12 protein-coding genes are annotated in these 13,385 nt (G+C 44.5%); 5 read left to right on the top strand and 7 right to left on the bottom strand.

Annotated features, from left to right (window positions below):
* Positions 1-286: 286 nt before the first annotated feature.
* The gene (locus QA601_10825) at positions 287-409 is read right to left on the bottom strand and encodes a hypothetical protein (GenBank protein ID MDG5815576.1); all 123 of its coding nucleotides are present in this window, start codon (positions 407-409) and stop codon (positions 287-289) included.
* Positions 410-903: 494 nt separating this feature from the next.
* Between QA601_10825 and QA601_10820 the strand changes: the two genes are divergently transcribed.
* Positions 904-2,205, top strand: a complete 1,302-nt coding sequence (locus QA601_10820; GenBank protein ID MDG5815575.1) for a DEAD/DEAH box helicase — start codon at positions 904-906, stop codon at positions 2,203-2,205.
* A gap of 479 nt (positions 2,206-2,684) precedes the next feature.
* Here the strand turns inward: QA601_10820 and QA601_10815 are convergent, their stop codons facing one another.
* Positions 2,685-3,041, bottom strand: a complete 357-nt coding sequence (locus QA601_10815; protein MDG5815574.1) for a hypothetical protein — start codon at positions 3,039-3,041, stop codon at positions 2,685-2,687.
* A gap of 470 nt (positions 3,042-3,511) precedes the next feature.
* On the opposite strand from QA601_10815, the gene QA601_10810 reads away from it, so the two are divergent.
* Entirely contained in the window at positions 3,512-4,324 is an 813-nt protein-coding gene (locus QA601_10810) for an ester cyclase (GenBank protein ID MDG5815573.1), read from the top strand.
* Positions 4,325-4,387: 63 nt separating this feature from the next.
* On the opposite strand, the gene QA601_10805 is transcribed toward QA601_10810, so the two are convergent.
* The gene (locus QA601_10805; protein ID MDG5815572.1) at positions 4,388-5,764 is read right to left on the bottom strand and encodes a citrate/2-methylcitrate synthase; all 1,377 of its coding nucleotides are present in this window, start codon (positions 5,762-5,764) and stop codon (positions 4,388-4,390) included.
* Between the two features lie 443 nt (positions 5,765-6,207).
* Here QA601_10805 and QA601_10800 point away from each other — a divergent pair, with 443 nt between their 5' ends.
* Together QA601_10800 and QA601_10795 are read left to right on the top strand one after the other, a co-directional pair.
* Positions 6,208-6,681, top strand: a complete 474-nt coding sequence (locus QA601_10800; GenBank protein ID MDG5815571.1) for a VOC family protein — start codon at positions 6,208-6,210, stop codon at positions 6,679-6,681.
* Positions 6,682-6,715: 34 nt separating this feature from the next.
* A complete protein-coding gene (locus tag QA601_10795) occupies positions 6,716-8,044 on the top strand; it encodes an erythromycin esterase family protein (GenBank protein ID MDG5815570.1) in 1,329 nt (442 codons plus the stop codon).
* Between the two features lie 49 nt (positions 8,045-8,093).
* Here QA601_10795 and QA601_10790 read toward each other — a convergent pair whose 3' ends face one another.
* Genes QA601_10790 through QA601_10775 form a run of 4 tightly spaced genes read right to left on the bottom strand, consistent with a single transcriptional unit; the run spans position 8,094 to position 11,329 of the window.
* Complete coding sequence (locus QA601_10790) at positions 8,094-9,671, bottom strand: hypothetical protein (GenBank protein ID MDG5815569.1); 1,578 nt, start codon at positions 9,669-9,671, stop codon at positions 8,094-8,096.
* Between the two features lie 13 nt (positions 9,672-9,684).
* The gene (locus QA601_10785; protein MDG5815568.1) at positions 9,685-10,416 is read right to left on the bottom strand and encodes a prepilin-type N-terminal cleavage/methylation domain-containing protein; all 732 of its coding nucleotides are present in this window, start codon (positions 10,414-10,416) and stop codon (positions 9,685-9,687) included.
* The gene (locus QA601_10780; GenBank protein MDG5815567.1) at positions 10,413-10,817 is read right to left on the bottom strand and encodes a hypothetical protein; all 405 of its coding nucleotides are present in this window, start codon (positions 10,815-10,817) and stop codon (positions 10,413-10,415) included. Before QA601_10780 ends, QA601_10785 begins: the two co-directional genes overlap by 4 nt.
* Positions 10,802-11,329, bottom strand: a complete 528-nt coding sequence (locus QA601_10775) for a type II secretion system protein (protein MDG5815566.1) — start codon at positions 11,327-11,329, stop codon at positions 10,802-10,804. Before QA601_10775 ends, QA601_10780 begins: the two co-directional genes overlap by 16 nt.
* Positions 11,330-11,905: 576 nt before the next feature.
* On the opposite strand from QA601_10775, the gene QA601_10770 reads away from it, so the two are divergent.
* The gene (locus QA601_10770) at positions 11,906-13,273 is read left to right on the top strand and encodes a sigma-70 family RNA polymerase sigma factor (GenBank protein ID MDG5815565.1); all 1,368 of its coding nucleotides are present in this window, start codon (positions 11,906-11,908) and stop codon (positions 13,271-13,273) included.
* Positions 13,274-13,385 lie beyond the last annotated feature (112 nt).

Below are 13,385 nucleotides of genomic sequence, written 5' to 3'. Positions count from 1 at the left end.
AATGAGACTAATCACCTCTGCAGTAGCTCCATTTTAAATTGAAATGAGACTAATCACCTATGGAGTAGCTTCATTTTAAATTGAAATGAGACTAATCACCTACTGAGTAGCTTTAATCTGGTTTAAATGAGGCATTTCGCGACTATATAGTTCAAAAATTCGCAAGAGATGGGGGAGTAGTTATGAGGAAAAACAGTCTGTCGCTCAATTATGATGGGGTTAGATCACAAGCATAAAGCCGAAATACAAACCCAAAAGATGGGTTTTGGTCATGCCAGGGCGAGTTTCAGTGCAGTTCGCTCAGCTCATAGGTCTGGTTTCTGTCAAAAACCGATTTAAATCTATCGGTTATGGTATACCGGATTTGTTCCCCGGCAACCAGCCAACATCCAACTCGCGTGGTCACCATCAAAAACCTTGCACGGTGTGCTAGGAGTGCGGAAATCTGAAATCCTGTCGCACCAAAGGTGCACAAATTCCATTGCCAGGAGCAGCGCCCCTGGTGCGGTGGTGTGGATGTATAGCAGCCCTGAAGGGGCGTGACTCTGTCAGGGAAATGGGAACCAATGGTTAATAAAATGTTGGCGGATTTCCTGAAGGTTCCGAAATTCACGATTGTATACAACTGGGATACATGTTACGCGCCTTCAGGGCTGTTATCGCGGGCCCTGTGGTTTCATTCATCCTAAATACAACATAACAATTTCATTCTCCCTCTTCCCGAACTCGGAGAGGTGGTTCTTCAGGCTGCGGAATAGAGCAACAGCGCTACTTTTTCGATCCTTACAGTTCTGTTTCCTCACCGCCACCCCGTAGTATAAGGTATATTCAGACCACTTATAATTCGCAAAAACAGGCAACGTCCATTTTTAAGTCAGTTTTAATGATAGAAAGATACTCCCCGTGATTGAACAATCTCTTAAAAATCTCAATATCGCCGCTCTCAACGAGATGCAGACCCAGGCAATCGATGCGATCTACACCAACCGCAACACCCTGATCCATTCCCCCACCGGATCGGGCAAGACGCTTGCCTATCTGCTGCCGACCGCAAAGATGGTCAACCAGACCATAAGCGCAGTGCAGGCCCTGATCATCGTCCCCTCGCGCGAACTGGCCTGCCAGATTCAGGATGTCCACAAGGCCACCCGCTCACCTGTAAAAATTATGTGCTGCTACGGCGGACACTCCCTTGAAGTCGAAAAGAACAGCTTTCGCAACTCCCCGGCTATTTTGGTGGGAACCCCGGGACGAATCGTTGCCCACATGGAGGCTAACCGGTTCGATTATTCCAAAATCACCACCCTGGTACTCGATGAGTTTGATAAGTCTCTGGAGTTTGGCTTTTTAGAGGAGATGGAATATATCGTGGGGAATCTCAGGAAACTCAAAAAACGGATCTGCATCTCCGCGACCAGACTTAACGAGATCCCCCAATTCGTCGAAATGACGGAGCCGTTTCGGGTCGAGTTTTCTGACGAGGAGCTCCAGCCACGCATCACCCTTAAAACTGTCGAGTCTCCTGATGTCGACAAGCTCGAAACCCTTTTACACCTTATTAATTATATAGGAAACCAGTCTACTGTGGTGTTCTGTAATCACCGTGATGCGGTCGACCGGGTCACCCGGTTTTTGCGGTCCAAAGATATCGATACGGTGAACTACCACGGCGGGATGGAGCAGGAGGAACGCGAGGAGTCGCTTCTCAAGTTTCGCAACGGGAGCTATCATCTGCTCGTGACAACAGACCTGGCCGCCCGGGGCCTCAATATCCCCGAAATTCAGTTTATCATCCATTATCACCTGCCAACAACCGAGACAACGTTTATCCACCGCAACGGAAGAACCGCCCGCATGAACGCCACCGGCACAACCTATATCATCCACTCAGAGGCCGATAAGCTTCCGTCTTACCTGCCCAAAAGACCGCAAACGGAAGTTTTCTCCAGGGACCTTCCACTGCCCGACAAGACCGAATGGGTGACTGTTAAGTTGGATGTCGGTAAACGGGATAAGATAAACAAAGTTGACATAGTCGGGTTTTTGTTCCGAAAGGGGCGCCTGGCCAAAGATGAACTGGGACTTGTCGAGGTCACCCACCGAAACTCGTTTGCAGCGGTGAAACGAGTCAAAATCCGCACGATGCTAAAGCACGTGGCCAATGAGACGGTGAAGAGGAAAAAGGTGAATGTGGCGGTGGTGTGATAATACAGGCTGTATCGACATCACATGAATTGGTTAAGGCAGCAAGGCAGAGAGTTTTGAGGGATTGAAGAGTTGCGGTGTTTTTTGTTTGTGAAGGTTATCTTATCGGTTCATGATCAGCCATATGAGCCCTATCAGCCAGGGTAGGAAACCCTTCGCTGATAGGCGAAAAACGGAACCTTTCATGTTATTATAATGCCAGTGCCGATCAATCTTCTAAGGCAGGAAACGTCTCAGGATACCTGCCTATACCAAGGGTTTTCTATATGAGCCCTATGGTTTCCTACCTGGGGCTATATGAGCCACATGGTTTCTCTATCTGGGGGCGATCGACATTCCCGGGTTATTCTTCTAAGGCAGAAAGGTTTTTAGGATACCTGCCCATACCAACGCATCATTCATTTTGATATACTTTGTACATTACAATAAAGACAGATAACCGCACATTCGTTGGGTAAGAGTATGATTGATACCTTTTATCACCGTATCATTTGGATAATCAACGGCCCGCGGTTGCTGTTCTCTCGTATCATCTTATCCAGTGAAACAACAGAATCGCTTCTGCTTATATCCATTTCACTGATTTTTGCTCCTTTGGCGTTGTAGAGAACTGCGCGGCGAAACCCATTCATTGGGATATTGGGGGTTTGGCCCCGAACAGAAACGAAGGCCATGTCTCTGGATGGAGAGTAGGGTTTTTCTTCAAAAGAGTTGTTGAGCGCAGACCTGTGGATGGCGAGTGAGTCTGCATTTGCTCCGTTTTGCTGCCCTAAAACAGTAGCAAACGAACATACTATCAGGATTAAAGCTGTAGAAAGCAGATTGGCTCTGCACATAATATCCTCCGGTCTTAATTTACTCCTCTCTTTTTATATAATATATTTTGACACAAAAAAGGTGAAATATTTTTTTGGGCACAGCGAACAAACTGTACTCATTAGCTGAAAGTTTTCTGCAATTTCGCATCCTTCCCTGCTTTTACTGACCATCTCTCCTCTCCTATTTTCATACCCCCTTCCCTGTTTTTCCTGACCTTCTTCAGCTCTTTTCTATCCTATCTTCATCCCTTTCCGTGTTTTTTCGTGACCAATCATCTCCTCTTTCCTATCTATCTTCATACCCTTCCGTGTTTTTTCGTGACCAATCATCTCCTCTTTCCTATCCTATCTCATCCCCTTCCGTGTTTTTTCGTGATCAATTATCTTCTTTCCTATCCTATTTCGTCCCCCCACAAACTACCCCTCTGGCTTATCGTTTGCTCCACTATGGAAATGTTTTTAATCACCCTCTGCCCCATGGAGCACCTATGAACGATTCAACACAAATTGAACTCATCAAACGACTTTACCCCCTGATCAGTAACAAAAATTATAACACTGTCTTAGAGCTGTGCTCACCCGATGCGGTGTGGATCTATCCTACAGTCGACAATGTCCCCTATTCAGGGGTTTGGAAAGGACAAATACGAATAAAAGCCTTCCTTGAGCGTTTCACCGAATCTGAGGATATAATGGAATACGCCCCTCTTGAGTTTATCGGTAATGAGGGACGATTTGCTGTTTTGGGACAGTTGCGTTCGGTTGCCAGGCCTGCCGGCAGGTTGTGGCAGAGTAAGTTTATCCATACAATCACCATTAAAGATCAACAGATCACCCACTTTGAAGCGGGGTTCGATACTGCTGCAGCCCTAAAAGCTCACCAGGCAGACAGAGAGATCAGTGAAAAGAACAAAGAAATAATTATGACCATGATAGAACGTATCAAAAATGGTGGTGATATCGATCTTGCAGACGCGCTTATCGGCGGTGAATATATCTACCGCTCCACCGGTGGTGGCGAATACCATGGAAAAGATGGGCTGAGGAGCCTTGTGGCCTCTTACAGAGACGCATTCCCCGATTTTCGTATCAGAGTGGAGCAGATGGTGTCTGATGAGCATGCGGTGGCATCACACTGCACTATTTTTGGTACCCACAAGGGCAAAATTATGGGAATCGCACCTACGGGTAAAAGAGTTAAGATACCGGCGCTTATTATGAGTTCTATGAGAGAGAAGCGTGTGGCTGAGGAGTTTGAGATTATCGATACAGAGGACCTTCTGAGCCAGCTTAGCGATTAGGATTTTCTCTCCTTAAGAGGATCTAACGACACTTTTAAGGAGAGATTTGCGTCAAAAAGTAGGTCAGCTCCGTGACTGAAGCCCCAGATATTTGCGTCTTGGCTCGGTGCTTTTGTAGGCAGGGCGAATGATCTTTCCCTGGTTGACGATCTCCTCCATGCGATGAGAGCACCACCCGGTTATTCGTGCCACTGCAAAAAGCGGAGTGTAGAGTTCCTCGGGAATGCCAAGCATCTGATACACAAAGCCTGAATAAAAATCTACATTGGCACTAACGCCCTTATACATTTTCCTAACCTTCCCTATAGCTTTGGGAGCCAGTCTTTCAACCAGGTTATAAAGCTGAAACTCTTTTTCCAGCCCCTTGGATTCTGCGAGTTTTTCCACATATTTTTTAAACACCAGTGCTCGTGGATCACTTACCGAATACACTGCGTGTCCGATGCCATAGATCAGGCCGCTTCGGTCAAAGGCCTGTTTGGTGAGAATTTTCCCCAGGTAATCAAATACGAGATCTTCATCCTCCCAGTCTGCGATCTCCTCTTTCATGCAGTTAAACATCTGTACCACTTTTTTATTTGCTCCACCATGCCGTGGTCCCTTCAGAGAGCCCAGTGCAGCAGCTATAACCGAATAGGTATCGGAGCCGGAGGATGTCACTACATGGGCGGTGAAGGTAGAGTTGTTACCCCCGCCGTGTTCGGCGTGAAGAACAAGGGACATATCCAGAAGCTCAGCTTCCAGGCGTGTGTAGTTGTTGTCAGGCCGAAGCATATGCAAAATGTTCTCCGCGGTGCCTAAAGCAGGGTCCGGGGAGTGGATGATAAGGCTGCTGTTTCCGTGAAAATGGGAGTATGCCTGATAGCCATACACCGCCAGAAGAGGAAAGGTGGCGATAAGCTGAATGCTTTGTCGTACCACATTGGCAATGGAGATGTCATCGGGATCAGGGTCATAGCTATAGAGTGCAAGTACAGTGCGGGCAAGCACATTCATCATGTCCCTGCTGGGCGCTTTCATAATCATATCCCGTACGAATCCGGGGGGCAGACGTCGGTATTCACCAAGCACCCCTTCAAAGTCCTTTAGCTCCGAAGAGTTGGGCAGGCGACCAAACAGCAGTAAAAAGGTGGCCTCTTCAAACCCAAAACGCCCCTCACTTCTGAAACCATCCACCAGATCTACTATATCGTAGCCCCGGTAGATAAGACGGCCGGGAACAGGCACCATCTCCCCTTCATCCAGAACATAGGAGTGCACCTCTCCGATTCTTGTAAGGCCGGCAAGAACACCCTTTCCACTTATGTCTCTGAGTCCCCGTTTAACTTCATACTTTTTATATAACTCAGTATCAACAACGTTGCTTTCATTAACCAACTCACTCCACTTTGAGATCAGCTGATCCTGATCATTTGTTGTTGAATCCGATACTCGTTCCATAGCTTACCCTGAAAATTTTATAAGTTACTTTTTTTCTTCTTTTCGATCAATTATCTGCAGGAGGGGTATGCAGTATAGTTGGGAGCATGAGCGGATCACCCCCCAAAATGTAATCTTACAATATATAATTTTTCCCCTTTAATTGAAATAAGGATTTTCATCCCCCACCAATTCTCTCAAAAACGATAAAATGATCTGCTTTAGCGACATCTTTTCCGGGGGCTGAGCGTTGCCCTCCCTAAAAGAGGAGATGCGAACGTTATCTGTATCTTTAATTATTATGAATAAAAACACATTCCTTTTTCAATATACCAGTCACTTCGTGGGGATTTTTCATTTCCCTGCACAACACGCTCTGCGGGCAAAATACGGGAATAGTTATTGCACGCCTCTTTTGATTCCAGTACCCCGTGTCTTTATCCCTTACTCTAAAGGAGCGATGCATGGCTACAAAATCCGATACTCCGGTTCCAGAGGGAGCCAATACCCTTACACTCTATTTAAGCTTTAAACGCCAATGTAGTGAGGCAATAGAGCTCTACAGAAACGCTTTTGATGCCCGGTCCCTTATGCCTCCAATGACCACCGGTGATGGCAGGATTATACACTCAATGATACGCATTGGAGACAGCAATATTATGATGTCAGATCTTTTTGATGAGAGTAACTACAGTGTAGGAAATATGACGAGTGTATGGATGTATGTATCTGATTGTGATGCAGTCTTTAACAAAGCTGTATCCGAGGGGTTTGAAGTCATTATGCCTCTGGAGGATCAGTTTTGGGGGGACAGGATGGGGATGGTGAAGGATCCCTTTGGCTATATGTGGAGCATTGCCACCAATAAGTGGAAGATGTCTGAAGATGAGATCAAACAAAGAGAAAAAGAGTGGTTTAAATCCATGGGATTAGAGTAGAAAGAACCTTTAAGTTACAGATGAGGCCTACTGTATGAACCAAATCCAACACCTCTCCGCCGTACAGAAGCAGTGTACAGAGCTAACGGGCAGTGCTTCAGATTATGATCGGTTACTTGAAGACATTGGGGATGCCTCCATAGTGCTTTTGGGTGAAGCGACCCACGGAACGCATGAGTTTTACAGTGCCAGGGCGCAAATCACCACGAGACTGATACAGGAAAGGGGCTTTGGTGCTATTGTGGTTGAGGCAGACTGGCCGGATGCTTACAGAATTAATCGTTTCATTCGGGCTTTAGGTGATATGAACGAACCCATTGAGGCGCTTAATGATTTCAGGCGCTTTCCCCGATGGATGTGGCGCAATGCTGAGGTGCTTGAATTTGTGGATACGCTTAGAGATTATAACGACTCGATCTCCCCTGTCAGTCGTGTTGGGTTTTATGGTATGGATCTTTACAGCCTTTATGCTTCCATAGATGCGGTTATCGAGTATCTTCAAAGCGTAGACCCTAAAGCAGCAGAGGAGGCTCGCCGGCGTTACAGTTGTTTTGATGCTTATGCGCCGGAAGCCCAATCCTATGGGTTTGCCATGACCTATGTAAGGGAGGATTGTCGCAAAGCCGCAGTGGAGCAGCTTGAGCAGCTTCGCAAAAAGGGAGCTGAGTATCTCAGCCGTAACGGTTTTGCGTTTCAGGAGGAGCAGTTTTACGCCGAGCAAAACGCACGGCTTGCTCAGAATGCAGAGGAGTACTACAGGACTATGTTTTCCGGAAGGGTTTCGAGCTGGAATTTGCGGGACACGCACATGGCCGATACGATCGATGCTCTTATGGCTCACATGACAAGATTCGGAGAAGCCAGAATCGTGGTGTGGGCTCATAACTCTCATCTGGGTGACGCCAGAGCTACAGAAGTAGCACGTTTTGGTGAGTGTAATGTGGGTCAGCTGTTGCGGGAGCGTCACGGGGATGGAGTATTTTCTGTAGGTTTTACCACTCACAGCGGCACTGTTGCTGCGGCTTCATCCTGGGGCGGTGAAGTTGAGCGTAAGCTTGTGCTTCCATCGCTGCCCGAGAGTTACGGGGACCTTTTTCACCAGACACAGATCCCCTCGTTTTATCTGCCGCTACGGGGAGATCCGCAGCTTTCTTTTTTAGGTCGCCAGCATCTTGAACGGGCGATAGGAGTGATCTATATGCCACAGTCGGAACGTCAGAGCCACTACTTTTTGGCATCTTTACCCCAACAGTTTGACAGTGTAATTCATTTTGATCAGACCAAATCGGTGGTTCCGCTGGACAGGGAAGGCGGCTGGGAAGAGGGAGAAGTGTTGCCGCCCACTTATGACAGTGGGCTGTAATATCGTAGGAAAAACATTATACCCAAGCCAATAATTATACTTTTATGCATTAATGCTGGTAACTGGTTATCCTAGTTACAGTAATCTGTTGATTAGGATCTCCCGGAATGATTATTGTTTCGGGTGGGTCTTCGCCTGGCATTCTAAAGATATCCAGAAATGTAAGTTCTGCTAAAACGTCTTCATTATGTTCTATTGCAAGATTACCGTTATTACCATCATTATTAAAATTAAAATCCGAATCTGCGTCAACATGATGAACTGCTCCATATATGGTGGACCCTGTAGTAAATTTATACTGTATATCACCACCAGCTTCAACGTAAGTCATTCCTCTGAAATCAGTGTTAGACCCAAGGTCACTTATAGTTCCACCATCTCTAACGTAGAACAAAGTATTAGACTCTTCCCCACTCTCATATAAATTAAATGCATTATTGAGTGTACCATCTACAATGAACACAACTCTTTCAGTGAATATATTATCAATTGCAGAAGCAAAATTTCTTGTAACGCCTGAAGGTATATGTATTAAAAGGAACCCACGGTATGTATCGCTTATATTGCTTTCAAAGGCTTCGTTAAGGTTTGGACCGGTAATCCCTGTAACATTAGGTATTTCATCAATGTCTCTTATGTCGATCATTCTACCTTCAAAAGTTTCATTAAGTTCTATGAAAGGCTCCACAGGTGGGCTATCATCAAGTCCAACCCTGTCAGCCAAATCAGGTATATCCCCTGGATAGGTTTCTACGATAGTGCCATTAATATTACTATGGCTATAATTATGCCCCAAATAAACATCATTATCGCAAGTAATACTACTATTCAATTGGTACTGTTGAACTCCTTCGTTTAGAAAGAAATTATCTCCTATAGTGATAGGTTGCAAAACACTACTTATTTCCTGCACAAAAGCTACTGAAGAAATAAACTCTGAAGAATTATTTTGAAATCTGACACCGGGAGCATCTATATAGACATTTTGGGTAAAGGTCATTCCATCTATGGTTCCTGTAGCATTATCTTCCTGATCTGTGATCCATTTAAAAGTTCCATTGATACGACTCCCTGGTTGGTTGAAATTGGCAACATTTCCAAAAAAAACATCCCCTGTGATGTCAAAAGGTGCATTAAAATTAGTACCCGGAGCATTTAAAAGAAGCGTTGTGCCTATTTCCGAAGGTGACTGGGGTTGTAAATTGTCTAATTGGTAAAAAGCTAACGTCTGTCTTTGGGCACCGGTTCTACCACTCCCATTTCCTGCTACAACCACAATGTTTTCATAGAAATTAAAATCTACAATCGTTGTAGTGAACTGTTGATCTGTACCTAATCCCTGGTTAACAAAGATTGGTTGTGGCCCATTATTTATTACATCGGTGAGCAAATTTGCAACCTCCTGAGCAGTACTACCCCCAAGGAAACTCTCGGCAGCACGCAATGCATTCTCACTTGTTATGTTGGCGAGTGTTAAAGAAGAATAAGCGGCTCTTGATGCCCCCCCACTTTTGGTCATACTTACCATAAAAGTGGTAACAACACCGATAAACACCATTGCAGCTAACACACCTACCATAGTAGAGCCGTTTTTACTTCGTAATGGTTTGTATTTAACTCTCATCACAACCTCTGATCATTTAAGGAGCGGCAAAAGGGCCATTATTTGGAACTGGTATGGTTTTTTGATAAAATTCCCGCTGTCTGTTATCAGTAGTGGTAAAGTTTTCATCAACAATCTCAAATGGTTGGCCAGAATATCCCAAACCATCTCTTTCACTAACCAAGATAAGCGAAACTTTTATATACCTTACATTTTCTTTATCGATATTAGGTTCTGTACTGTTCGGGTACCACTCTTGCATATCAGGTGAGAAATGGAACCTAAGACGTTCGATACCAGTTGCAATTGTGTGTGTTCCCTGGTTTGCACCATCAACACTTATAGACCTCTGTATCTCATTTTGGTTATTCACAGAATACGTTATCTGCCTTACCCCTACCCAGTCATTTTGATCATCAATGATTCCACTTCTAATTGTGAGCTCATCAAAATTTGATGCATGATCAAGACCACTGCTATAACTGAATGAAGATTGATCATTAACGGGGTCTATTACTACATCATTGTTTATTGTAAAATTCGGTGCATTATGAATCATTTGTAATTCAGTTTTAAACCCAGTGTTTTTAATGTCATCATAAAAGATCTGCATTACATCTTCACCCTTAGTGCGAAGTGCTGCAGACTCAGAATCCTTTGCCATAAAAAGCGAGGATCGCTGCACCATCATAATCACGGGAGCCAAAAGAAACCCTGCAATAACTATATAAACAAGCAGTTCAACAAGAGTCAGACCTTTTTTGTTCATCGTACAACTCCTGACACGCTGACTTGCTGGGAGTTTCCAAGCTTTTGCCACACTACAGTCACGGTAGCAACTTTTAAATTATTGGCCCCATCAAATACAATTTCTCCTTCAGGCAAAAAGCTGGTGTTGTTTCTTGAAATAGGATCTAAACCACTTATAACTATAGGAGGGTCTCCAGCTTCTATACTAAACGGAGATGGATCAGCTAACGATTCCTGATAGAGGCTGTCGAGCACATGTGCTGCTATCATATACCCATCCTCCACCTCCCGTATCACTTTCTGATGAGCGGTTATGCGGGGAAACACCGAAGCAATGGCCATAAGTGCCACGGCCACAAGCAAAAGGCTAACCATAATCTCAACGATGGAAAAACCGCCCCTGGTTACATCTCTTCCCATTCATCACCATCCCAGTAAAAAAGTTGCAAAGTAGTTCTGTCCTCTCTTTTAACAATGCAGAAAACTCGGTTATTATCATGCAGATATATTTTACCGGTAGTGAACGCTTCGATATTGTCCGGTCTGACTGTTAAATCATCATCTGTCCAGGAATCCTGTGGAGGATCTATTGCAGCAACTCCGCCTACGGTAGGATTTTGGGAGAAGTGTATTCCATCAGTGAGACTACGTTGGGAGATAGTAACTCCAGAGGTATCAATATCATAGTGATTGTGAGCGGGAAATGAAACCACAAACTCCACGTCTTCATTTAAAGCCCGTGCCTTGAGTGAAGAGAGCTCTCTCCACACACTCACCGACTCTCTTCTGAGGTTTTGATATCGTAAAAATGATGCCCAGTTAACGGTTACAATCGCTGCAATAATACCGACCACAACTATTGCAATGAGGACTTCAATGAGAGTAAACCCTGAAGTTTTTTTTGTAGACAGGCTGCGGCGAACCCAATTCATATGCAGCTTCCAAGTTTCTGGTGGATACAGTACCCTGTTTCCTATAATATATAAAATTATGGCACGATTACTTTCAATATTTTATCATTTTTTTCAATAGTTTCTTTTAACCCCTTCAGAACTGCTCTGCAGGTCATGTAGTATAAAGAATCATACAGACTTAAATGCATCTTAAATAAAACTACCGTTTTTTTGATGCCAGGCCGGGCAGCGGGACTGGACAGCTTATATCTTTTTTCCGTTCGATATCTCACTTTATGTCAGATACCCCCCTGAAAATTCACTGCGCGACAAATATTTCTACCCGAAATCACTCTATCCTCTCCCACATTTTCCTTATTCATTTAATGTAACTAACAGCTCATTTTTGGAGAAATGCAGCCTGAATTTGGGAGCGTAGCGTCCATGATACATTTTTATTGTTGAAGGAATCTTATAATTTATAGTAAAATTACTATTCCTGTATCAGTTTCTGTAACAAAATGATGGGACTTACAATTATACAAGGTGGGGTTCTGGAGGTTAAATCAGTTTTACAACCAGCGACCATTTTGAAACAGATAAAGTGGGGGGCAAGTGCTACACGAAGATAAAGCAACCAGTGGCGGAGAAAAGGGTAATCCACAAAAGGTCAAAAAGATGCCCAAAAAGGATAAAAAACCAAACTACAGTGATCCTACCTGGATTTACCTCAATAACCTGGGGCGTGTTCCTTTGATGAGCAGAGGCCAGGAGGTCCAGCACTCAATACTGATGCGCTTTGCTCAGTACAAGCTGCTCGATTCCGCTTTCAGAGACCCGGAAATACTGCAGTTTATCTTCAGAATCGGCGATCAACTGGAAAAAGGCAGTATAGATTGCAGTGATGTGCTGCGCTTAGAGGAGCAGCATGTTAAAAATCCTGCTAAAATTGAAGAGCTGGAAGATGCCTTTTTTGATACACTCGATCAGTTAAAAAGCGTAAATACAGAGCTAAGTAGCTTAAAGGAAAAGATAAAAGACAAAACCCCCTCTGAGAGTGAAAAGAGGAAACTTCAACAGCTTGAAGATTTCTATATCGACCGTTGTCAGCAACTCAAGCTCAATTCCAGACAAACCAAAGATATTCTTGAGAAATTCAAAGAGCGTCTTTTTGCGAGCAAGGATGAAAGTCTTATCGAAAACTTCTCCTACTGGGAGGAGATGAGAAATCAGGCCAAATGCGCAATAATCGAGGCCAATGTGCGACTGGTGGTCAGTGTAGCCAAGCGCTATATTCACCGGGGTCTTGAGATCAGCGATCTGATTCAGGAGGGAAACAAGGGCCTTATCACTGCAGTGGATAATTTTGATTACCGCAAGGGCTACAAGTTTTCCACCTATGCGATCTGGTGGGTTCGTCAGGCAATCAATCGTGCGATACACGAGAAATCAAAAACAATACACCTTCCTGCCACGACCTTTGACCTTGTGACCAAAGTTGAGCATTTTATCCGAAAATGGCACCTTCAGCACGGCACCCAGCCCAGAATCGAGGAGATAGCCGAGGGGCTTAAGTGCCCGATTGAGAAGGTAGAGATCGCCCTTGAATGCGCAGCAAACCCCATTTCGCTGGACATGGAGGTAGGTAGTGAAGATGGCTCTACCATAGGGGAGTATATTGAAGATACCCGCTGCGAAGACCCTTTTGGCAGACTATCGCTCAACAGCCTTCGAAAACATATAACCCTCGTTCTTCAAAGCCTCGATCACAAAGAGCGCGAAACGGTAATTATGCGTTTTGGCCTGGATGATGGGCAAATAAAGACCCTCAATGAGATTGGTAAAAAACTAAAACTTACCAACGAACGGGTTCGGCAGATAGAGATAAAGGCGCTCAGGAAACTGAAGCAATCCAGCCGGGCACAGGAACTTGAGCCCTGGAAAGAGGATTTTGAAATGATTGAGGATGAGGAGATGTTTTAGTCAAATCCTTTTGAAATATCCCCAATATTCACACTATATGTAACGAAATACCTTGCAGAAATTATTTTCTCACTAATCTGCATACTCTTCTCTCGTTTAATATAGAGTTGTG

The organism is Chitinispirillales bacterium ANBcel5 (assembly GCA_029688955.1).
In the GTDB taxonomy this organism is placed as follows: domain Bacteria; phylum Fibrobacterota; class Chitinivibrionia; order Chitinivibrionales; family Chitinispirillaceae; genus Cellulosispirillum; species Cellulosispirillum alkaliphilum.
This window is presented reverse-complemented; position numbering and strand designations above follow the sequence as displayed.